14 protein-coding genes are annotated in these 21,934 nt (G+C 70.3%); 7 read left to right on the forward strand and 7 right to left on the reverse strand.

The window, feature by feature from the left end:
- The first annotated feature begins 5 nt into the window (after window positions 1-5).
- Entirely contained in the window at window positions 6-977 is a 972-nt protein-coding gene (locus J7654_RS15590; RefSeq protein ID WP_209736784.1) for an endonuclease/exonuclease/phosphatase family protein, read from the forward strand.
- On the opposite strand, the gene J7654_RS15595 is transcribed toward J7654_RS15590, so the two are convergent.
- Both J7654_RS15595 and J7654_RS15600 read right to left on the reverse strand, forming a co-directional pair.
- A complete protein-coding gene (locus tag J7654_RS15595) occupies window positions 974-1,585 on the reverse strand; it encodes a glutathione S-transferase family protein (RefSeq protein ID WP_209736785.1) in 612 nt (203 codons plus the stop codon). The two genes, J7654_RS15590 and J7654_RS15595, sit on opposite strands and share 4 nt — an antisense overlap.
- Window positions 1,586-1,731: 146 nt before the next feature.
- Window positions 1,732-3,390 carry an electron transfer flavoprotein-ubiquinone oxidoreductase gene (locus tag J7654_RS15600; protein WP_209736786.1) on the reverse strand — a complete coding sequence of 553 codons (1,659 nt, stop codon included), beginning with the start codon at window positions 3,388-3,390 and terminating at the stop codon, window positions 1,732-1,734.
- A 127-nt stretch (window positions 3,391-3,517) separates the two neighbouring features.
- On the opposite strand from J7654_RS15600, the gene J7654_RS15605 reads away from it, so the two are divergent.
- From J7654_RS15605 to J7654_RS15615, 3 genes are all read left to right on the forward strand, one after another.
- Window positions 3,518-4,582: an NAD(P)H-dependent flavin oxidoreductase gene (locus J7654_RS15605; protein WP_245195527.1), complete on the forward strand. Its 1,065-nt coding sequence runs from the start codon at window positions 3,518-3,520 to the stop codon at window positions 4,580-4,582.
- 83 nt (window positions 4,583-4,665) lie between these two features.
- The gene (locus tag J7654_RS15610) at window positions 4,666-5,583 is read left to right on the forward strand and encodes a uracil-DNA glycosylase (protein ID WP_209736788.1); all 918 of its coding nucleotides are present in this window, start codon (window positions 4,666-4,668) and stop codon (window positions 5,581-5,583) included.
- 188 nt (window positions 5,584-5,771) lie between these two features.
- Window positions 5,772-7,061 (forward strand): MFS transporter, encoded by a 1,290-nt coding sequence (locus J7654_RS15615; RefSeq protein WP_209736789.1) that lies wholly within the window; start codon window positions 5,772-5,774, stop codon window positions 7,059-7,061.
- Here the strand turns inward: J7654_RS15615 and J7654_RS15620 are convergent.
- Window positions 7,052-8,005, reverse strand: a complete 954-nt coding sequence (locus J7654_RS15620; protein ID WP_209736790.1) for a DMT family transporter — start codon at window positions 8,003-8,005, stop codon at window positions 7,052-7,054. The two genes, J7654_RS15615 and J7654_RS15620, sit on opposite strands and share 10 nt — an antisense overlap.
- A 168-nt stretch (window positions 8,006-8,173) precedes the next feature.
- On the opposite strand from J7654_RS15620, the gene pepN reads away from it, so the two are divergent.
- Both pepN and J7654_RS15630 read left to right on the forward strand, forming a co-directional pair.
- Window positions 8,174-10,804: an aminopeptidase N gene (pepN, locus tag J7654_RS15625; protein WP_209736791.1), complete on the forward strand. Its 2,631-nt coding sequence runs from the start codon at window positions 8,174-8,176 to the stop codon at window positions 10,802-10,804.
- A 295-nt stretch (window positions 10,805-11,099) separates the two neighbouring features.
- Window positions 11,100-13,340, forward strand: coding sequence for a sensor histidine kinase (locus J7654_RS15630; RefSeq protein ID WP_209736792.1), 2,241 nt, complete (start codon window positions 11,100-11,102; stop codon window positions 13,338-13,340).
- 8 nt (window positions 13,341-13,348) lie between these two features.
- Here the strand turns inward: J7654_RS15630 and J7654_RS15635 are convergent, their stop codons facing one another.
- The 4 genes from J7654_RS15635 to J7654_RS15650 all read right to left on the reverse strand — a co-directional run bounded on the left by J7654_RS15635 (window position 13,349) and on the right by J7654_RS15650 (window position 20,079).
- Entirely contained in the window at window positions 13,349-16,282 is a 2,934-nt protein-coding gene (locus J7654_RS15635) for a bifunctional [glutamine synthetase] adenylyltransferase/[glutamine synthetase]-adenylyl-L-tyrosine phosphorylase (protein ID WP_209736793.1), read from the reverse strand.
- A 14-nt stretch (window positions 16,283-16,296) separates the two neighbouring features.
- Complete coding sequence (locus J7654_RS15640; RefSeq protein ID WP_209736794.1) at window positions 16,297-17,709, reverse strand: sensor histidine kinase; 1,413 nt, start codon at window positions 17,707-17,709, stop codon at window positions 16,297-16,299.
- Window positions 17,710-18,387: a response regulator transcription factor gene (locus J7654_RS15645; protein ID WP_209736795.1), complete on the reverse strand. Its 678-nt coding sequence runs from the start codon at window positions 18,385-18,387 to the stop codon at window positions 17,710-17,712. It abuts the gene before it with no gap.
- 153 nt (window positions 18,388-18,540) lie between these two features.
- Window positions 18,541-20,079: a Do family serine endopeptidase gene (locus tag J7654_RS15650; RefSeq protein ID WP_209736796.1), complete on the reverse strand. Its 1,539-nt coding sequence runs from the start codon at window positions 20,077-20,079 to the stop codon at window positions 18,541-18,543.
- 263 nt (window positions 20,080-20,342) lie between these two features.
- Between J7654_RS15650 and cysG the strand changes: the two genes are divergently transcribed.
- Window positions 20,343-21,812 carry a siroheme synthase CysG gene (gene cysG / locus J7654_RS15655; RefSeq protein ID WP_209736797.1) on the forward strand — a complete coding sequence of 490 codons (1,470 nt, stop codon included), beginning with the start codon at window positions 20,343-20,345 and terminating at the stop codon, window positions 21,810-21,812.
- Window positions 21,813-21,934 lie beyond the last annotated feature (122 nt).

A 21,934-nucleotide genomic window follows, 5' to 3' on the forward strand; every position in this document is an offset into this window, starting at 1 on the left:
CCGCCATGCGCGCGAGGCTGCTCTGCGCCGGAACGCTCGCGCTCGTCGCCATGGTGGTGGCGGGCTTCGCCGGGCCGTGGGCCGCCCCGCTGGACAGCCTTGTCCACTTCCGGGCGCATCTGGGCGTGGCGCTGCTCGTCCTGGCCCTCGCGCTTCTCGCCCTGCGCAGGCGCAAGAGCGCCGCGGCCGGCGGGCTGGGCGCGGCGCTGGCATTGGCCTTCAGCCTCCCCTGGCTGCTGCCGGCGTCGCAGGCGCCGGGCAACGGGCCGGTCTACTCCCTGCTCCAGATGAACCTTCTCTACCGCTCGACCGACATGGCCGCCGCGCTGCAACGGATCGGCGAGGCGCAGCCGGACGTGATCACGGTGCAGGAGATCACGCCGCAATGGCGCGCGCGCCTGGCGCCGCTGGATGCCGCCTATCCGCACCAGTTGCACTGCGAGGATGCGGACGGGTTTTCCGGCGATTCCGCCATCTACTCCCGCCGGCCCTTCGTGGAGGACGCGCCCACCCTGTGCGACAGCGAGAACTCGCTGGCCATGGCGCGGATCGACTTCAACGGCGTCGGCGTCACCGTTATTTCCCACCACCAGCTCTGGCCGTGGCCCGCCGGCCAGTGGAGCCGGTTCGGCCGGCTGCGCGAGACGCTGGCGTCCCTGCCCGCCCCGCTTCTGGCGGCCGGCGACTTCAACGCCGCCCCGTGGAGCGCGCTGCTGGCGGCCTATGCCGAAACGACCGGCGCGCGCGTGCTGCCGGGCGTCGGGCCGACATGGCTCACGGAGGCGCTGCCGATGGAATGGGGGCGCTGGATCGGCCTTCCCCTCAACAACCTCCTCGCCTCGCCCGAGATCGCCCCCGCCGGCATCCGCCGGCTCGCCGCCACGGGGTCCGACCACCTGCCGGTGCTGCTGACATTCCGCCTCCAGCCGCCCGGCCCTCCGGCGGACGAGGTGCGGATGGTGGATGCGCGCCGCTAGCCCGGCATGGAGCGCCGGTAGGCCGGGCGTTCCTGAAGCCGGGCCACATAATCGCGGATCGAGGCCGTCTCCTTCAGCTTCGGCGCGCCGAACGACATGGCCCAGCCGAGCTGCGCGCCCAGATAAAGGTCGGCGGCGGTGAAACGCTCGCAGACGAGATAGCGCCGCTCGCACAGGGCCGTGTCGAGCGTACGCACCACGTCCTCATAGGTGCCCCACCCGACCATGGAGCGCGGCAGCGGCGGCTGGTCCTTGCGCATCATCGCCTCGGTCATCGAGGGCTCGAAGCAGGAGCCGCCGAAGAACAGCCAGCGATAATAGGCTCCGCGCTCGGGCGAACCGGGTTCGGGCGCAAGGCCCGCCTGCGGATAGGCATCGGCCAGCCACGCGATGATGGCGGGGCACTCCGTCAGGACGGTGCCGTCCTCCAGCACCAGCATCGGGATCTTGCCCATCGGGTTCAGCTTGAGGAACTCGGACTTGCGGTTGTCGCCCGCCTCGAAATCGACCCGCACGGTCTCGTAATCCGCGCCCACCTCCTCCAGCATCCACCGCACGATGGCCGCGCGGCTTTGCGGATTGTAGTAGAATTTCATCGCTCCCGGCATGGCCGTCTCCTCCCAGATCGCAGGCAGGTTAGCGCGCCCGAGCCCGGGCGAAAAGCTCGCCGCCAACCGATTACATCGCCTGGCAGGCGGGCCCTTCGCCGGCACTCTCCACCCCGGCGGTCCGTGCGGCCCCGCCTGCCAGCCGATTACATCGTCTGGTAGACGGGCCCTTCGCCGCCTTGCGGCGTGACCCAGGTGATGTTGCCGTTCGGGTCCTTGATGTCGCACGTCTTGCAGTGCACGCAGTTCTGCGCGTTGATCTGGTAGCGCGGCTCGCCCCCGCCCTCCTCCAGCCATTCGTAGACGCCCGCCGGGCAGTAGCGCTGCGAGAGCCCCGCATAGACGTCGTGCTCCGAGCGCTTCTGGAGTTCCATGTCCTTCACCTGGAGATGGACCGGCTGGTCCTCCTCGTGATTGGTGTTGGACAGGAAGACCGAGGCCGTCTTGTCGAAGGTGAGCGTCCCATCGGGCTTGGGGTACTCGATGGGCTTGTGGCGCGCCGCCGGCTCGGTGGAGGCCGCATCCGTCTTGCCATGGCCCATCGTGCCGAAGGGCGACCAGCCCGTCAGCGCGTTCAGCCACATGTCGAGGCCGCCGAGGCCCACGCCCAGGATGGTGCCGAACTTCGACCAGAGCGGCTTGACGTTGCGCACCGGCTTGAGGTCCCGCCCGATGGAGGATGCGCGCCAGCCGTCCTCGTAGGACTGGAGCACGTCGTGCGCGCGCTCTTCGCCAAGAGCCGCCGCGGCCGCCTCGGCGGCCTGCATTCCCGAGGCGATGGCGTTGTGCACGCCCTTGATGCGCGGCACGTTGACGAGGCCCGCCGAGCAGCCGATCAGCGCCCCGCCGGGGAAGGCGAGCCTTGGCACCGATTGCCAGCCGCCCTCGGTGATCGCCCGCGCCCCATAGGCCAGCCGCTTGCCGCCCTCCAGAAGCTCGGCGATGTCGGGATGCGTCTTGAACCTCTGGAACTCGCCGAAGGGCGAGAGATAGGGGTTCTTGTAGTTCAGATGGACGACGAAGCCGACATACACCTGGTTGTCGGGCAGATGGTAGACGAAGGAGCCGCCGCCGGTCCTGGCATCGAGCGGCCAGCCGAAGGAATGCTGGATCAGGCCCGGCTTGTGCCGCGCCGGGTCGATCTCCCACAGCTCCTTCACGCCGAGGCCGAATTTCGGATGGTCGCGCCCTTCCGAAAGCCCGTATTTCGCCGTCACCTGTTTCGCGAGCGAGCCGCGCACGCCCTCCCCGATAAATGTGTACTTGCCCAGAAGCGCCATGCCGCGCTGGTAATTGGCGGTGGGCTGGCCGTCGCGCCCGACGCCCATGTCGCCCGTCGCCACGCCCACGAGCCTGTCCTCCTCGTCGAAGAGCAGTTCCTGCGCGGCGAAGCCGGGATAGATTTCCACGCCGAGGCCCTCGGCCTGCTCCGCCAGCCATTTCGTCACCAGGCCCAGCGAGACCACGAAGTTCTCGTGATTGTCCATGAGCTTCGGCATGGCGAAATTCGGCAGGCGCAGCCGCCCGTGCGGACCGTAGAGATAGAAGCGATCCTCCGTCACCTTCTGGCGGATCGGCGTTTCCTCCTCCCGCCATTCGGGCAGCAGCTCATCCAGCGAGGAGGGATCGAGAACGCAGCCGGAGAGGATGTGCGCCCCGACCTCGGCGCCCTTTTCCAGCACCACCACGGAGCGGTCGGGGTCGAGTTGCTTGAGCCGGATCGCGGCCGCGAGGCCGGCCGGCCCGGCCCCCACGATGACGACGTCGAACTCCATCGACTCGCGTTCGACCTCAACTTCGCTCATCCTGCGATCTCCACCCTGCCCGTCCAGCCCCGTCACGGTCTGGAACCGTTCCACTCGCACAGCTTCCCTGCCATATAGCAAACGATCGGATCAATACGACATTGACGTTGACGTAAAGGGCAGAAAATTGAGCTCCAGCGCGTTCTCCCGGCTTCTCGGCTTGCGGTTGCCGGTCGTGCAGGCGCCGATGGCGGGCGTCGCGACCCCGGAGCTGGCGGCGGCCGTTTCCAATGCCGGCGCTCTTGGCTCCCTGGGGATCGGCGCCTCCGACGTGGAGGCGGCCGAGGCGATGATCGCGCGAACGGCGACGCTCACGGACAAGCCGTTCAACGTCAATGTCTTCGCCCATGAGGAACAGGCGCTGGACCCGGCGGCCGAAGCGGCGTGGCTGGCCCGCCTCGCGCCGCAGTTCGAGCGTTTCGGAATTGCGGCGCCGCGTGCGCTTCGCCCGCTCTATCCCTCCTTTCAGGGGCATGAGCCGCTGCTTGCCATGCTGTGCGCGACGCGGCCCGCCGTGGTGAGCTTCCATTTCGGCTGCCCCGCGCCGCAGGCGGTGCGTCGGCTGAAAGAGGCCGGGATCGTCCTGATGGCGAGCGCCACCTCGCTGGACGAGGCTTTGAAGCTGGAAGCGGCGGGGATGGATGCCCTCGTCGCGCAGGGCTTCGAGGCGGGCGGCCATCGCGGCACGTTCGATGGCGCCGACGCCGATGCGGACCTGCCGCTCGATTCGCTTCTGGCCAGGATCGTCGGCGCCGTCCGCGTGCCGGTGGTGGCGGCCGGCGGGCTGATGGACGGCGCGGACATCGCCCGCGTGCTCGCCGCCGGCGCGGCGGCCGCGCAACTGGGCACCGCCTTCGTGGGCTGCCCGGAAAGCGCGGCGGGGGCCTTCTACCGCGCGCGCCTGAGCCGTGCCGTGCCCGGCGAGACGCGCATGACGCGGGCCATCTCGGGCCGCCGGGCGCGCGGGCTCGTCACGCCGCTGATCGAGGCGCTGCATCCGTTCGAGGAGCAGGCACCGGCCTATCCCTACCCCTACGACGCCGCCAGGCAGCTCGCCGCCGCAGCGGCAGGCAAGGGCGACCATTCCCTGAGCGCCATGTGGGCGGGAGCGCAGGCGCACCGCGCCCGCGCCCTGCCGGCGGCCGACCTCGTGGCGCGCCTGGCGGCCGAGTTGGCGGCCGCGTCCCCTTGACCCCGCGCGGCGGTGGGCCTTTCTCCCGTCCGGCCGGGCATTGAGGACGTGCCCTTCGCCGCCGCCCGCGCTATCATGGCGCCATGAGCGATAACACGGCACAGACGCACGGCCTCCTGCCGGGCGCGGCGGCAGCCCTCCTGCGCTGGTATGCGGATGCCGGCGTGGACGTGGTGTTGCAGGAGGAGGCGCGCGACCGCTTTGCCGAAACGGCAAGCGAGGCGGCGCGGCGCGGCGTGCGAACGCAGGCCACCGCCCGCGCGGAGGCAGGACGCCCCGACGGCGAGGGGCCGGCCGCGTCGCCCCTCAGCCGCGCGCCCTCCGCCAGCGCCGCGCCCCCCGCCGCACAGCCTTCCGCCGCCGCGCAGTTTCCCGCCTTCCCCGTCGCCGTGCCGGAGGGCGAGGCGGTGGAGGACGCGCGCGCCCGCGCCGGATCGGCCGCGACGCTGGAGGAGCTGGAAAAGGCGCTCGCCGCCTTCGAGGGATGCGCCCTGCGCGTCACCGCCAAGTCGCTGGTCTTCGGCAATGGCGATCCCAATGCCGAGCTGATGCTCATCGGCGAGGCGCCGGGCCGCGAGGAGGACATGGCCGGCGAGCCCTTCGTCGGCCGCTCGGGGCGCCTGCTCGACAGGATGCTGGCCGCCATCGGCATCGAGCGCGCCGCCGTGCGCGTGACCAACGCGGTGCCCTGGCGCCCACCCGGCAACCGCACCCCTACCCCGGCCGAGACCGAGATGTGCCTGCCCTTCGTGATGCGGCAGGTGGAGCTGGTGCAGCCCAGGGTGCTGGTCTGCGTCGGCTCCTCGGCGGCGAAGGCGGTTCTCGGCACGCAGGACGGCATCATGCGCCTGCGCGGGCGCTGGACGAGCGTGACGCTGCCCTCGGGACAGGAAATCCCGGCCACGGCCATCCTTCACCCCGCCTATCTCCTGCGCCAGCCCTCCCACAAGCGGCTGACATGGCGCGACCTTCTTTCCATCAGGGAACGGCTCTCGCAATAAGGCCCGGCCCGTCCGAAAGACGTCACTTTCGCACGATAGGGCAGGCTGGGCCGCAAGGCCTGCCGGGGGCCGCTCGGGGACGGATTTTTCGGCTCGCTTCGCGCGCCTCGAAAGAGTAGCAAGCGGCCAGGATCGTCCGCTCCTTCCCGGCCCGTCCGCCCGGCCTCACAGTCAATTCGAGCTTTCCCATGCAGGCGCAGCTACTGCCGATCGTTTCGCTCCTGACCTCCACCTTCTTCATGATGGTCGGCGCGGGGCTGATCGGCATCCTTCTCCCCGTTCGCGGCTCGATCGAGGGCTGGTCGCCCTACGAGATCGGCCTGGTGGGCACGGGATACGCCATCGCCTTCACGCTGGGCGGCCTCATCGCGCCGCGCGTGGTGCGCCGGGCGGGGCATGTGCGCACCTTCTGCAGCCTCGCCGCGCTTCTGGCCATCGCCGCGCTGCTGCACGCGCTGATCGTCCACCCGCTGGCCTGGGTGGCCATTCGCGGCCTCTCGGGCTTCGCGCTGGCCGGCGGCTACATGGTCATCGAAAGCTGGCTGAACGAGCGCGTGACCAACGAGACGCGCGGGCGCATCTTCTCCACCTACATGATCGTCTCCATGGGGGCGATGATGACGGGGCAGTATCTCATGCCGCTGAGCGACCCGCGCCTGACGGTGTCCTTCATGCTGTGCGCCATCTTCTTCGCCGCCGCCGTCATCCCCAACGCGCTCTCGCGCCAGCAGCACCCCAAGCCCCTGACGCAGGTCAAGCTCGACCTGCCCGCCATCTACCGCAACTCCCCCGCCGCCGTGGTGGGCGTGTTCATGGGCGGCGTCATGGCCGGGGCGTGGACGAACATGGCCCCCCTCTTCGGCAACCAGATCGGCTTCTCCACCACGCAGATCGCCACGCTGCTGGTGGCCACCATGGCGGGCGGCATCGCCTTCCAGTACCCGCTCGGACGCCTCTCGGACCTGATCGACCGGCGCCTCGTCATGGCGGGCGCGGGGGTCTTCGGCGTCTCGGTGGCCGCGCTCGCCATGGGCGTGGGCAGCCAGAGCGCGGGCTTCCTCTTCGCCGTGGCCTTCATGCTGGGCGGGGTGATCTATCCGGCCTACTCGCTGGCCGTCGCCCATGCCAACGACCACGCGGACGCGGCCGATTTCGTGAAGATCTCCGGCGGGCTCCTCATCGTCTACGGCTTCGGCACGATGGGCGGCCCGCTCTTTGCCGCATGGCTGATGGAGGCGCGCGGGCCGACGGGCATCTTCATGGCCACGGGCCTGGCGCACACCGCCTTCGCGGCCTACGCCATCTACCGCACCTTCCGGCGCGAGGCGCTGCCGGCCGAGGAGCGCGAGGACTTCCGCACCCTGCCGCTGGCGCGCACGCAGACGCCCGCCACGCTGGTGCTGGACCCGCGCGCGGAGGCGGTGGAGCCCGCCGCCGGCGAGCCGCTGCCCTGGGGCATGGAAACGCCTCAACCCTGAGGCGGCGAGACCTTGCGCGCCCTGGCGCGCTCGATGCCGAGCTGGCGCTCGCGCAGGATGATGAAGATGCCGGCCATGACCACGATGGCGCCACCGACCAGCGTCGACGCGCCGACCGGCTCGTCGAAGACCAGCGCGCCGATCGCCACGGCGAAGACGAGCGAGGTGTATTCGAAGGGCGCGATGGTGGAGGTGTCCGCGTGGCGGTAGCAGGCCGTCAGCAGCAACTGCCCCACGCCCCCGCAGAACCCGGCGACGATCAGGAGCAGCGCCTGCCAGGGCGTCAGCCACACCCAGCCGAAGGGCAGCGTGACGAGCGCCACGAGCGAGGATGTGAGCGAGAAATAGACCACGATGGTGGCCGTCTTCTCCTTGCGCACCAGCCGCCGGATCTGGATCATCGCCACGGCCGCCACCGCCGCGCCCGCCAGCGCCGCCAGCGCGCCCGTGGCGTGGGCCGAGCCGGACGGGTCGCCGAGCGCCGTGAAGTTCGGCGCCGATACGATGACGATGCCCACGAGGCCGATGGCGACCGCCGCCCAGCGGTAGGCACGCACCACCTCCTTGAGGAAGATCACGGCGAAGACCACCGTGAGAAGCGGGGCCGCGTAGGAGATCGTCACCCATTCGGGATAGGGCAGGCGCGTGAGCGCGTAGAAGCCGAGCCCCATGGAGACGACGCCCACGACGCCGCGCAGCACGTGGCCCGGCAGGTCGTCGGTGCGCAGCGCCGTGCGCAGCTCGCCCAGCCACGCCAGGTAGATCACCACCGGAATGAGCGCGAAGAACGAGCGGAAGAAGACGAGCTGCCCCGGCGGCACACCCTCCCCTCCCGCCTTCAGGCTCGACTGCATCGCGACGAAGACGATGACCGACAAGACCTTCAGGCCGATGCCGAGAAGGGGATTGGCGCCCGTGGGGACAGGCATGGGGGGCGTGGGCATGGGGCGGGCGTCCAGCGGGGGCCGGGGGGATGACCGCTTCTAGGATGGAACGGCCGGCCGGGTCGAGACGCCGGGCGGTAAAATAGTATTGCCTCCTTAGCGCCTTCGCGATTAGGCACGAGGCCGCAGGTGGGGTATCCCACGCGCGCGGAACAGGAGACGGCTTCGATGCACGACGACGACGAGCAGGTCATCCGGCTGGAGGATTACCGGCCGACCGATTTCCTCATCCATGAGGTCGACCTCCTCGTCTGCCTGTTCGAGGGCCGGGCCGAAGTCCGCGCCGCGCTGACCGTGGAGCGCCGGCCGGGCTCGCCCGAGGCGGCCAGCCTCTCGCTGGATGGCGACGAGCTGACGCTGACCTCGCTCGCGCTCGACGGTGAGCGACTGCCGGAAGGCTCCTACGAGGTCTCGCCCGAGGCGCTGACGCTGCATGGCCTTCCCGCGTCCGGCCGCTTCACCCTTTCGATCGGCACCACGCTGGAGCCGGAGAAGAACACCAAGCTGATGGGGCTCTATCGCACGCGCGGCGTCTGGTGCACGCAGTGCGAGGCCGAGGGCTTCCGCCGCATCACCTACTTCCTCGACAGGCCGGACGTGCTGGCCACCTACCGGGTGCGGATCGAGGCGCCGCGCGCGGCCGCGCCCGTGCTTCTGGCCAACGGCAACCCGGTGGAGAGCGGCCCGCTCGAAGGCGGCCGGCACTTCGCCCTCTGGCACGACCCGCACCCCAAGCCCTCCTACCTCTTCGCGCTGGTGGCGGGCGATCTGGACGTCTTGAAGGACGATTTCACCACCGCCGGCGGCCGCAAGGTCGACCTGGCGATCTATACCGAGAAGGGCCTCAGCGCCCGCTCCGTCTACGCGATGGACGCGCTCAAGCGCTCCATGGCGTGGGACGAGCGGCGCTTCGGCCGAGAATACGACCTCGATGTCTTCAACATCGTCGCCGTCTCGGACTTCAACATGGGGGCGATGGAGAACAAGGGCCTCAACGTCTTCAACCACAAATACGTCCTGCTCGACCCCGACACCGCGACGGACGGCGATTACGCCGGCGTCGAGACCGTGATCGCGCACGAATACTTCCACAACTGGACGGGCAACCGCATCACCTGCCGGGACTGGTTCCAGCTCTGCCTGAAGGAAGGGCTCACCGTCTATCGGGACCAGGAGTTCACGGCGGACGAGCGCTCGCGCGCGGTCAAGCGCATCGCCAGCGTGCAGCTTCTGAAGTCGCAGCAATTCCCCGAGGACCAGGGGCCGCTCCAGCACCCCGTGCGCCCCACCCGCTACCGGGAGATCAACAACTTCTACACCGCCACGGTCTACGACAAGGGCGCGGAGCTGGTGCGCATGATCGCCACCATCCTCGGGCCGGAACGCTTCCGCGCCGGGATGGACCTGTATTTCGAGCGCCACGACGGCGAGGCGGCCACCATCGAGGATTTCCTCCTCTGCTTCGAGGAGGCGGGCGGGCGGAGCCTGGAGCGCTTCCGCCTCTGGTATGCGCAGGCCGGCACGCCGACCCTTTCGGTGCGCGAGACCTATGCGGACGGCCGCCTCACGCTCAGCCTCTCCCAGCGCCTGGCGCGGGGCGCGGCGGGCACGGGCACCGAGCCCATGCACATGCCCGTCCGCTTCGGCCTCGTCGGCTCCAATGGCGCGGACATGGAGGCCGTGCCACGGGCGGAGGGCGCAAAGGCGGAGGACGGCATCATCCACCTCCTGGAGGAGAAGGGCGAGGTCGTCTTCGAGGGCCTGCCCGAGCGGCCCCTCGTCTCCATCCTGCGAGACTTCTCCGCGCCCGTCACGCTCGACTTCCCCCAGAGCCGGGAGGACCGGCTGGCGCTGGCCCGGCTCGATCCCGACGCCTTCGGGCGCTGGCGGGCGCTGGCCGACCTCGTGGGCGAGACGCTGGCCGATGCCGGGCGCACGGGCTTCTCGCCCGCCGATGCCGCGCCGGTGCTCCAGGCCGTGGCGGCCGGCGCGGCCGACGAGGCGCTGGAGCCCTCGCTGCGCGCGCAAATGGCGGCCCTGCCGGGAGAGGGCGAGATCGCCCGCCTCGTGGGGCAGGATGTCGATCCCGGCCGTGTCCACCGCGCGCGCATCGCGGCCATGGCGGAGCTGGGGCGCATCGGCGGCGAAAGCTTCGCGCGCCTGCTGGCCGAGGGGGCCGGAGAGCCCTTCTCGCCCGCGCCCGACAGTGTCGGCCGGCGCGCGCTGCGCAACACGATCCTCGCCTTCGTTTCGCTGGCGGCCGGTGACGCCTCGCGGGCGGAGCGCCAGTTCGCGGGCGCGACGAACATGACCGACCGCCTCGCGGCCCTCGCCGTCCTGGCGCATCACTTCCCGCGCGAGGCGGCCACGCGCAAGGCCCTCGAGCGCTTCCACGACACCTATGCGGGCGACGATCTCGTGCTCGACAAATGGTTCATGCTCCAGGCCAGCGCGGCGCATGAGGACGCGCTGGCAGACGTGGAGCGGCTGGCGGCCCACCCCGCCTTCAAGCTGGCCAACCCCAACCGGGCACGGGCGCTGATCGGCGGCTTCGCCAGCGCCAACCCCCTCGCCTTCCATCGGCCGGACGGCGCGGGCTACCGCTTCGTCGCCCGGATGCTGACGGAGCTGGACCGCCTCAACCCGCAGACCGCCGCGCGCCTGGCCACCGCCTTCCGCTCCTGGCGCTCGCTGGAACCGGGCCGGCGGGAGCTGGCGGCGCAGACGCTGCGGGCGATCGCGCAGGGCAAGCAGATTTCGCGCGACCTGAAGGACATCGTCGATCGCTCCCTGCAATAATTCCAGCTTCGTCCAGTGGCCTCAATTTCGCCACCCGATGAAAACGGGCAAAATGCAACCAAGACGATTATGGTTAACGATTTCTTACTTCCAAGCAGTGTCAAGTCCTAGACAGGAATCACCCCCTCTGATTCATTAGGGCAGATTCGGATGTGCGGCGTGCCGGATCGTTCGAGGCGACAATTCGAGGGGTCGTTGAATGAGTGCGGACGCTTCCAGCGTACCGGCGAGAACGGATTCCGGGCGTCCGGCGACCTTTCTGAACGCTGTGCGGGAAAAGATCTCCCGCCTTCCCATGCCGCCGCTGGGCCTGCCCCCGCTGCACACGCTGGAACCCGCGCTTCGGCGCGGCGTGCCGCTCGTCACCGTCATCTTCCTCATCGTCCTGGCCTTCGCGCGCTTCGTCTCGCTGATGGAGCATCGCACCGACATCGAGACCGCGGCGCGCGACAGCCTGAGCATCGGGGCGAGCCTCCTGCGCGCCGAGGATGCCATCCTGGCCGAGCGGGTGGCCGACGGGGCGACACGCGCCCGGACCTTGCTGACCAGCGTCCTGCCGGAGGCCCTGCGCCCGGCCGGCTCCGTGGCGCTGATCAGCGACACGGACGGGGTCGTGGTGGCGGTCACGCCCGGCCATGAGCATCTGATCGGCCGCGAGGTCGCGGGGCTCCTGTCCGGCGCGCCGCCGCTTCTCGTGTTCGGCGAGCGGGCCGGGGTCATGGAGGCCGAGTTCGCCGGGCAGCCGGCCCTTGCCTCCGCCGCCGTCCTCGCCTCTCCGCTCGGCGCGGCGATCCTCGTGCAGGACCAGCGCACGCTGCTGGCCGAATGGCGGCGCACGGCCTCGGTCAACGTCACGCTCTTCGCACTGACCAGCATCGTGCTCCTCACCATCCTGCTCGCCTATTTCCGGCAGGCGACCCTTACCTCAGCCGCCGACAGCGCCTTCCTCGAGGCGCACCAGCGCGTGGAGACCGCCCTGTCGCGCGGGCGCTGCGGCCTGTGGGACTGGGACCTGGCGCGCGGGCGCATGTACTGGTCGCGCTCCATGTACGAAATCCTCGGGATGCCGCCGCAGGAGGACATCTTGTCCTTCGGCGAGATCGCCAAGCTGATGCATCCGGACGACGGCAGCTTCTTCGAGATCGCCCGCCAGATCGCCTCGGGCCGCATATCCAACATCGACCGCACCTTCCGCATGCGCCGCTGCGACGGGCAGTTCATCTGGCTGCGCGCGCGGGCCGAGGTGGTGCGCAGCCCGGAGAACGACATCCACCTCATCGGCGTGGCCGTGGATGTGAGCGAGAACCACGCGCTGGCGCGGCTGACCAGCGAGGCCAACGCCCGGCTCCAGAACGCGGTGGAGAACATCTCCGAGACGTTCGTGCTCTGGGACGCGGAGAACCGCCTCGTCCTGTGCAACTCGAAATACCAGGAGGTCTTCGGCCTGTCCGACGCGCTGGTGCGGCCCGGCTCCTCCATGGAGGCGGTGCGCGCGGCCTCTCGCAAGCCCATCGAGGAGCGCAAGCTCACGAGCCCGAGCTTCGTGGCGGGAGAGCGCGCCATGGAGGCGCTCCTGGCCGACGGGCGCTGGCTCCAGGTCTCCGAGCGGCTCACCAGCGATGGCGGCCATGTCTCCATCGGCACCGACATCACGCAGCTCAAGGTCCATCAGGAGCGGCTGAGCGATTCGGAGCGCCGGCTGATGGCCACGATCAACGATCTCTCCGCCTCGCGCCGGGACGCCGAGGCCAAGGCCCGCCAGCTCGCGGAGCTGAACGCAAGCTACGTGATCGAGAAGGAACGCGCCGAAAGCGCCAACCGCGCCAAGACGACCTTCCTCGCCAATATGAGCCACGAGCTTCGCACGCCGCTCAATGCCATCATCGGCTTTTCGGAGATCATGCGCGAGCAGAGCTTCGGCCCCATCGGCTCGGAGAAATACTGCGAATACGCCGCCGATATCCACCAGAGCGGCCACTGGCTGCTGAAGCTGATCAACGATATCTTGGACATGTCCAAGATCGAGGCGGGGCGCATGGCGCTCGTGGCCGAGGAGATCGACATCGGGGAGATGGTGGCCGAGGCGCTACGGATCACGCAGGTGCAGGCGGCCGACAAGCGCCTCGCCCTTTCCGCCGATATCTGCAGCGACCTGCATCTCGTGGCGGACCGGCGCGCCACCAAGCAGATCCTGCTCAACCTTCTGGCCAATGCGATGAAGTTCACCGGCCCGGAGGGGCAGGTCAGCGTGCGCGCGCGGCGCGTCGGAGACAAGGCCGTCGTCACCATCGTCGACAACGGCATCGGCATTCCCCGCGCCGCGCTGTCCAAGCTGGGCCGGCCGTTCGAGCAGGTGGAGAACGAGCTGACGCGCACCAACAAGGGCACGGGCCTCGGCCTTGCCATCGCGCGCTCGCTCATCGAGCTGCAAGGCGGCGCCATGCGCATTTCCAGCCGCGTGGGCGAAGGCACGGCGGTGTCCTTCCGCCTGCCGCTGACGGCGCCCGCGCAGGAGCAGCAGCGAAGCGCCGCCTGAGCAGGCCCTTACTCGTCTACTTCCGGCAGGGGCAGCAGCGCGGCGAAACGCTGCCGTACGATGGCGCCCTCGCTCTCCAGCCGCGCCTCGATGCCCGCCACCGGCTCGCCCATCGCCTCGGCGATGCGCTCGGCAAGGCCGCGCGGCAGATCCTCCGCGCGCCTCGCACCGTCCCCGCCAAGGCGCAGGAGCTGCACGAGCCGGGTGAGGCACCGCATGGCGGGCGCGAGGCCCTGCGTCTGCGGAAGGGTTTCGCCCAGCACCTCCAGTATGTCGGCCGTGGGCGCGCCGATGAGGCGCAGCGGCACGTGGTGGGCCAGAAGCGCCCACTGGGCCACGAATTCCAGGTCCACGAGGCCGCCGGGATTGAGCTTCACATCCAGCGGCCCCCGGCCCGGCTTGTCGCGCTCGATTCGCGCGCGCATCGACGCTACGTCGCGCGCCAGCGCCTGCGGGTCGCGCTCGCGCGCCACCGTCTCGCGCACGATGCGCGCCGCCTCGTCCATGAGAGCCGGGTCGCCCGCGATGGGGCGCGAGCGGGTGAGCGCCATGTGCTCCCAGGTCCAGGCCTCGTGTTCCTGATAGCGGCGGAACGCCTCGATATGGGTGGCGAGCGGCCCCTTGTTGCCGGAGGGGCGCAGGCGGAAGTCCACCTCGTAGAGAAGCCCCTCGGCCATCGGCGCGGTGAGCCCGGCGATCAGCCGCTGCGTGAGACGGGCATAGTAGGTGGAGACCGGCAGCGGCCGCTCGCCGTCCGATTCCTCGGCCGCCCCGTCATGGTCGAAGAACAGGATGAGATCGACATCCGAGGTCGCGGTCAGTTCGCGGCTGCCGAGCCGGCCCAGCCCCTGCAACGCGATCCGGCCGCCGGGAACGCGCCCGTGGGCGCGCGCGAACTCGCCCTCCACGGTGTGCAGGAGGGCGGCGATCACCACTTCGGCAAGGTCGGTGAAGGCAAGGCCGGCCTCCTCCCCCTCCACCACGCCCGAGAGAAGCCGCACGCCGATCAGGAATTTCTGCTCGGCGGCGAAGATGCGCAGCCGCACCAGCCGCTCCTCATGCGTGGAGGCGAGCCCCAGAAAGGCGCCGAGCCATTCCTCCATCGCCGCCTTCTTCGGCATCTCGCCGTAGAAGGCGGGGTCCAGCAGCGCGTCGAAAACATGCGGGCGTCGGGCGATGATCTCCGTCAGGCCGGGCGCGGAGGTGATGACGCGGGCCAGAAGGTCCAGAAGCTTGGGGTTGGAGGCGATGAGCGCGAAGAATTGCAGGCCCGAGGGCAGGCCCGCCAGGAAGCGGTCGAAACTGGCGAAGGCGGCATCGGGATCGCGCGCGCCGGCAAAGGCCGAGACGAGCGAGGGCAGCACCAGCGACATGCGCTCGCGCGCCGCGTCCGAGCGCAGCGCGCGATAGCGGCCCGCGCCCCAGCCGGCCAGGATGCGCGCCACATCCTGCGGGCGGTGGAAGCCCTTGGCCTCCAGCCATTGCAGCGCATCGCCATCCTCAGCATCGGCGAGCGCGCCGAGGATGGGCGCTTCCGCCACCGTCGAGCTGTGGCCCGCGAACAGCCCGGCAAAGCGCCGCTCCACCGTGCGAAGCCGCGCCAGGAGCGCCTCGGAGAAGGCATCGAGGCTCTCGAACCCCGCCAGCAGCGCCACACGGGTAAGCTCCGCCGGCTCCTCCGGCAGCGTATGCGTCTGCTCGTCCGCCAGCATTTGCAGCACGTGCTCCACATGCCGCAGGAACCAGTAGGCCTCCGTCAGCTCCTCGGCCGCCGACCGGTCGATCCAGCCGCCCTCGGCCAGCGCGAAGAGGGTTTCCTGCGTGCGGCGAAGGCGCAGCTCGGGCGCCCGCCCGCCCGCGATGAGCTGCTGGGTCTGCGCGAAGAACTCCACCTCGCGAATGCCGCCGCGACCGAGCTTGACGTTGTGCCCCGCCACCGCGATGGCCGAGAAGCCGCGATGGCGGTCGATCCGGTCCTTCATGGACTGGATGTCGCGCAGCGCCGCGAAGTCGAGATAGCGCCGCCATACGAAGGAGGCCATGGCGCGGGTGAACTCCTCGCCGGCCTGCCGGTCGCCCGCGATCACCCGCGCCTTGATCATCGCCGCGCGCTCCCAGTCGCGCCCCGCGCTCTCGTAATAGACGAGGGCGGTGGGCAGCGGGATGGCGAGAGGCATGGCGGAGGGGTCCGGCCGCAGCCGCAGGTCGGTGCGGAAGACGTAGCCGTCCCGCGAGCGCTCGCCGATAAGGCGCACCAGCCGCCGCGCGAGGCGCGAGAAGGTCTCCACGCTCTCGCCCTTGTCGAGAACCGCGGGCACCTGCGGGTCGAAGAGGAGGATGAGGTCGATATCGCTGGAATAGTTCAGCTCCCGCCCGCCGAGCTTGCCCATGCCCAGGACGAACAGCCCGCAGCCCGTTTCCGGCCGCGCCTTGTCCGGCAGGTCGAGCTGCCCGCGCCGGTCGAGGTCGAGGAGGCAGAACCGCAGCGCGGCGCGCACGGCGCCCTCCGCGAGGTCGGAGAGGTCGGCCGTGGTCCTCTGCCCGTCCGCCGCGCCGAAAAGGTCGCGAAGCGCGATCAGGAGCGCGGCCTCGGCCTTGGCCTCGCGCAGGAGCGTCATCATGCGCCCCTCCCCCGTCTCCTCCCCCGGAAGCGCGTCGAGCGCCCTTACGATGGCGCGGATGCGCTCGCCGGCGTCCACGTCGAACAGCCGTTCCAGCCATTGCGGCCAGCGCAGCATCGCCCCGCCCAGAAAGGGCGAAAGGTCGAGGATCGCGGCGAGGTTGTCGCGCTCCCGCGAAGGGGCCTGCGCCAGGGCGGCAAGGCGCGGGCATTCGGCGGCGCGGGCCGCCTCGGCCAGGTCGTTCAGCCACAGGCCGGCGCGCGCCTCGTCCAGCGGCCGCAGGCGCGCGCTCCCGCCGATCCTCCATGCCGGTGCCGCCATCCCCGTGCCTCCTCTCACGCGTTTGCCGAAGGTTTTCCCGTTCCGGCCGGAAAGTCGAGCGTGACGGAGAGGCCCGGGCCCGCATCCTCCAGGAGAATCGCTCCGTCATGCACGAGCGCGATCGCCTGGACGAGCGAGAGGCCGAGCCCCGAGCCGGGCTTGGTGCGGCTCTCGTCCAGCCGGTAGAAGCGCTCCAGCACGCGCTCGCGCCGGTCCGCCGGAATGCCGGGCCCGTTGTCGCTCACCGTCAGGCGGCAGCGCTCCCCCTCCATAGCCAGCCGCACGTCGATCTCCACGGGCCGGTCCTGCCCGCCGGCATATTTCAGCGCGTTGTCGATGAGGTTGGATAGCGCCTGCGCGATCAGCTCGCGGCTGACAAGGGCGGGCGCGGCGGAAGGCGTGTGGGTGCGGATCGTCGCCCCGGCCTCTTCCGCCAGCGGCTCGTAAAGCTCCGCGACATCGGCCACGATGGCCGAAAGGTCGGTCTCCACCTTCTCCACCGGATGGGAGCCCGCCTCCACCCGCCCGATCATCAAGAGCGCGTCGAAGGTGCGGATCATGCCGTCGGCCTCCGCGACGGCCGCCTCCAGCGCGGCGCGCGGGTCGGCATCGGGCGAGCGGTCGGCCATCGCCGCCTCGGCCCGGTTGCGAAGGCGCGTCAGCGGCGTCTTCAAATCGTGGGCGATGTTGTCGGACACCTGCCGCAGGCCGGACTGGAGAAGCGCCACGCGCGACAGCAGCGTGTTGAGATTCTCCGACAGGCGGTCGAACTCGTCGCCCGCGCCTGTCACGGGCAGGCGCTCGTTCAGGTCGCCGGCCAGGATTCGCGCGCTGGAAGCGGAAAGCCGGTCGATGCGCTGGAGCGCGGAGCGCCCGACGAAGAGCCACGCCGCCAGCGCCCCGATCCCCATCAGCCCGAGCGCGGCGATCAGCGCGTTGCGCACGATGAGGCGGAAGCGTTCCTGGTCCGTCTGGTCGCGCCCCACCAGGATGCGCATCCCGTTCGGAAGCTGCACCACCTCCGCCACGGCCAGATGCACGTCCGGCTCGCCGCCGTCCTCGTAGCGCTGATAGGCGAATATCCGGGAGGTGAAGCCCGGATCGTCGAGAACGCCGATATCGAGGCTCTGCACGTTGCCGGCCAGAATGCGCCCGGCCGGGTCCGTCATCAGATAGAGCGAGGCGCCCGGCTGGCGCGAGCGTCGGTCGATGGAGCGCACGAGACCGACGATGCCGGCGCGCTGGTAGATCAGGCCGAGCTCGGCCGTCTCCTCCGCGATGGCCGTGCGGCTCTGGCTCTGGAGAATGTTGGAGGCCGTCGCGGTGACGTAGATCACCAGCACCAGCGCGAAGATGGCGAAGAGGGCGAGATAGACGGCCGAGAGGCGAACGGCCGTCATGCGCATCAGCGCGCGCAGCCGCCTCATCTATTCTCCGGCACGCATGATGTAGCCCGAGCCGCGCACCGTGTGGAGCAGCGGCGTGCCGAAATCGCGCTCGATCTTGGCGCGCAGGCGCGAGATGTGAACGTCGATGACGTTGGTCTGCGGGTCGAAGTGATAGTCCCAGACATTTTCCAGAAGCATGGTGCGCGTCACCACCTGCCCCGCGTGCTTCATCAGATATTCGAGCAGGCGGAACTCGCGCGGTTGCAGGACGATGGCTCGCCCGGCGCGGCGCACCTCGTGCGAGAGGCGGTCCAGCTCGAGGTCGCCCACGCGGTAATGGGTTTCCACCTCCTTGGCGCCGCGGCGCCGGCCCAGCACCTCCACCCGCGCCAGAAGCTCGGAGAAGGCGAAGGGCTTGGTGAGATAGTCGTCACCGCCCGCCCGCAGGCCCGTCACGCGGTCGTCCACCTGCCCGAGGGCGGAGAGGATGAGCACGGGGGTTCCATTGCCCTTTTCCCGCAGGCCCGAGATCACCGAGAGCCCGTCTCGTTCCGGCAGCATCCGGTCCACCACCAGCACGTCGTAGTCGCGGCTGTCGGCCATGTGGAAGCCGCTCGCGCCGTCCGCCGCGTGGTCCGCGACGTGGCCCGCTTCCTTCAGCGCCTTCAGGAGGTAGGACGCCGCTTCCCGGTCGTCCTCGATGAGCAGGATCTTCATGGGCGCGGATGTAGCGCTTAAAGCTTGCGGGGCGAAGCCCGTTTCGGTCCAGCCGGGCATGGCGGTGCCTTTCCTGTGCGAGAAAGCGAAAAGGGGCGGCCGGCCTTCCGGCCCGCCGCCCCTCCCATCGTTCGCGCGCGCGGCGCGAAGGGCTCAGCTACCGGCGATCGGCAGGGCGACGAAGCGGTTCTGGTCGCCCGTGCGGAGCTGGAAGAGGGCGGCCCGCCGGCCGGTGTCGGCCGCGCCCTTCAGCGCCTCCTCCACCTCGGCCTGCGAAGCGACCTCCGTGCCGTTGATCGCCACGATCACATCGCCCGGATTGACGCCGCGCGTGGCAGCCTCCGATTCGGGGTCCACATCCGTCACCACCACGCCCTCGCCGTCCTCGGAGGGCGTCAGCGTGAGCCCGTAGCCCGAGAGCGAGGACGGGTCGGTCGGCACGCTCGTGCCGGGGCCGCGGCCACCGGCCACCGTATCGTCGAGCGAGGAGAGGTCGCCGAGCGTCACGGTCACGGTCTGCTCGGCCCCGTCGCGCCACAGCCCGATCTCGATCTCGCTGCCGGGCCGGAAGCCGGCGATGGTGCGCGAGAGTTCGCGGGGTGTGGCGACATCTACGCCGTTGACGCGCGTGATGACGTCTCCGGTCTGGATGCCGGCCGCCGCCGCCGGGGTATCGGTCTCGGGCAGCGTCACGATGGCGCCCCGGTCGGTGTCGAGGCCCACGGCCTCCGCGATGTCCTCGGTCACGGGCGCGATCTGCACGCCCAGCCAGCCGCGCTGCACCGTGCCGCCCTCACGCAGCGACTGCACGACGCTTTGCGCGGTGGAGGACGGAATGGCGAAGGCAATGCCCACATTGCCGCCCGAGGGCGAGAAGATGGCCGTGTTGACGCCGATCACCTGGCCCTCGAGATTGAAGGCCGGGCCGCCGGAATTGCCCCGATTCACCGCCGCGTCGATCTGGAGGAAGTCGTCATAGGGGCCGGCGCCGATGTCGCGGCCCCGCGCCGAGACGATGCCCGCCGTCACCGAGCCGCCGAGGCCGAACGGGTTGCCGACCGCGACCACCCACTCGCCGACGCGCACCGAGGTGTCGTCCGCGAACTCGACATAAGTGAACCTGCGGTTCTCCGCCTCGACCTTCAGCACCGCGAGGTCGGTGCGCGCATCCGTGCCCACCAGCTCGGCCGAAAGCTCCGTGCCGTCGTCCAGGATGACGGTGTAGGCGCTGCCGCCTTCCACCACGTGGTTGTTGGTCACGAGGTAGCCGTCCTCGGAGACGAAGAAGCCCGAGCCCTGCGACATGGAGGGACGCGGCCCCTCGCCCCGGCGCGGACCGCGCGGCATGACCCCCTGCCCGCCCGGCGCGCCGGGGTTGCCGAAGTCGAAGAAGCGGCGCAGCGGGTGGTCTTCCGGAAGGTTGTCGAAGGGGCTGGAGAACTGCTCGTTGCGCGAGAAGGTCGCGGTCGCCTCCTCGCCGCGCACGCGCACCGAGACCACGGCGGGCGACACGCGCTCCACCACATCGGCAAAGCCGAAGCTCTGCTGGGGTGCTTCGACCCGCACGGGCTCGGCAAGGCTGGGCGCGATGTTGGTCATCACGCCGCCGCTGAAGGCCAGGCCAGCGACACCGGCCGCCAGAGCCGCGGCCGTGAAGCGCCGCCGGGTCTTGGTCTGAAGAATGTTTCGCATCTCACGCCTCTTGGGAAGAGAATGTCCGGACGGCCGAAACGGCGCGTCGTGTGAGCGGAACATAGGGAGCGCAAAATTACAGGACGTTTTCCCCCGCATGAAATGTTCGTAAGATTACGCGCTCGGGCCGGCCGCCATGGCGCGAAAGCGCGTTTCCATCATGCCGCCCGGCGCGCAACGCCATGCCTTGCGATCTGCCCGCCACGCTTTAGAGATGTCGCCGAACCGGCGCCGCAAGGGGCCGATGGGAAAGCCGCAGCCGTATGAGTGAAGCCGTGGAAGATCGCACCGCAGGGGTTAAGGGGGGAGAGGCCCGCATCGAGCCCCTATCGACCCTGCCGGTGTTCCTCGACCTGTCGGGCCACCGCGCGGTTCTGGCCGGCGGGTCGGAGGCGGCGGCGTGGAAGGCCGAGCTTCTGGCCGCGAGCGGCGCCCACGTCGAAATCCACGCTCCGGCGGCCGACCTTTCCCCCGAGATGGCCGCGCTTCTCGCCGCCCCGCGCGCCGTGGGCTCGCTGACCCATCGCGACGGGACATGGGATGAAGGCGCCCTGGCGGGCGCCGCGCTCGCGGTGGCCGATTGCGAAAGCGAGGGCGAGGCCAGCGCCTTCGCCCACGCAGCGCGCGCCGCCGGCGTGCCCTTCAACGTCATCGACAAGCCGGCCTTCTGCCAGTTCCGCTTCGGGACGCTCGTCAACCGGTCCCCGCTGGTCATCGGCATAGCGACGGACGGCGCGGCGCCCATTCTCGGCCAGGCGGTGCGCCGGCGCATCGAGACGCTGCTGCCGCCCTCGCTGAGCGAATGGGCCCGCCTTGCCGCCGGCATTCGCGCTTCCGTGCTGGCGCGCCTTGCCCCCGGCGCGCCCCGCCGCGCCTTCTGGGAGCGCTTCTCCGACGCCGCCCTTTCGGGACGCCGCCCCGCCGGGGGCGAGGCCGAAGCGCTGCTGAACGGCGTGGAGGCGAACGCGCCGGCCGGCGGACGCGTCACCCTCGTCGGCGCGGGCCCCGGCGAGGCGGAGCTTCTCACCCTGAAGGCCGTGCGCGCGCTTCAGGCGGCCGACGTCATCCTGTTCGACGACCTCGTCTCGGGCGAGGTGCTGGAACTGGCCCGGCGCGAGGCCAGGCGGATGCTGGTGGGCAAGCGCGGCGGCCGGGAAAGCTGCCGGCAGGAGGACATCAACGCCATGATGGTGAAGCTCGCCAAAGCGGGCAAGAACGTCGTGCGGCTGAAATCGGGCGACGTCTCCGTCTTCGGCCGCGCCGGGGAGGAGATCGCCGAGCTGAAGCGCCACGCCATCCCCGTCTCGCTCGTGCCGGGCATCACCGCCGCCTCGGCCATGGCGGCCGCCTTCGGCGTTTCGCTCACCCATCGTGATCATGCGCAGGAGCTGCGCCTCGTCACCGGCCATTCCCGCACGGGCTCCCTGCCGCAGGACCTCGACTGGGCGGCGCTGGCGGGCCCTCATGCCACCACCATCTTCTACATGGGCGGGCGCATGGCCGGCACCATCGCCGCGCGCCTCGTGGCGGTGGGCGTGGACCCCGCCACCCCCGTCGCGGTGGCCGCCAACCTCTCGCGCCATGACGAGACGCGGGCCACCGGCCGGCTGCGCGACCTTGCCGCCATCGTCGAGGCCATCGGCCTCGACAACCCCATCCTCATCGGCGTCGGAAACGTGTTCGGCGAAGCCCTCGCCGCCCAGCCGGGCGACATGCTCGCCAGCGCGGGATAGAGCATTTCCGGTGAACACCGCGATCACCTCCAATGCCCTATCTCTTTGTTTTCACGCAAATCCGAACGCAAAACCGGTTCGCACTTTTGCTGGAATTTCCGGCATTAGGCAGCAAGTGCGAC

Source organism: Aureimonas populi (assembly GCF_017815515.1).
Taxonomy (GTDB): domain Bacteria; phylum Pseudomonadota; class Alphaproteobacteria; order Rhizobiales; family Rhizobiaceae; genus Aureimonas; species Aureimonas populi.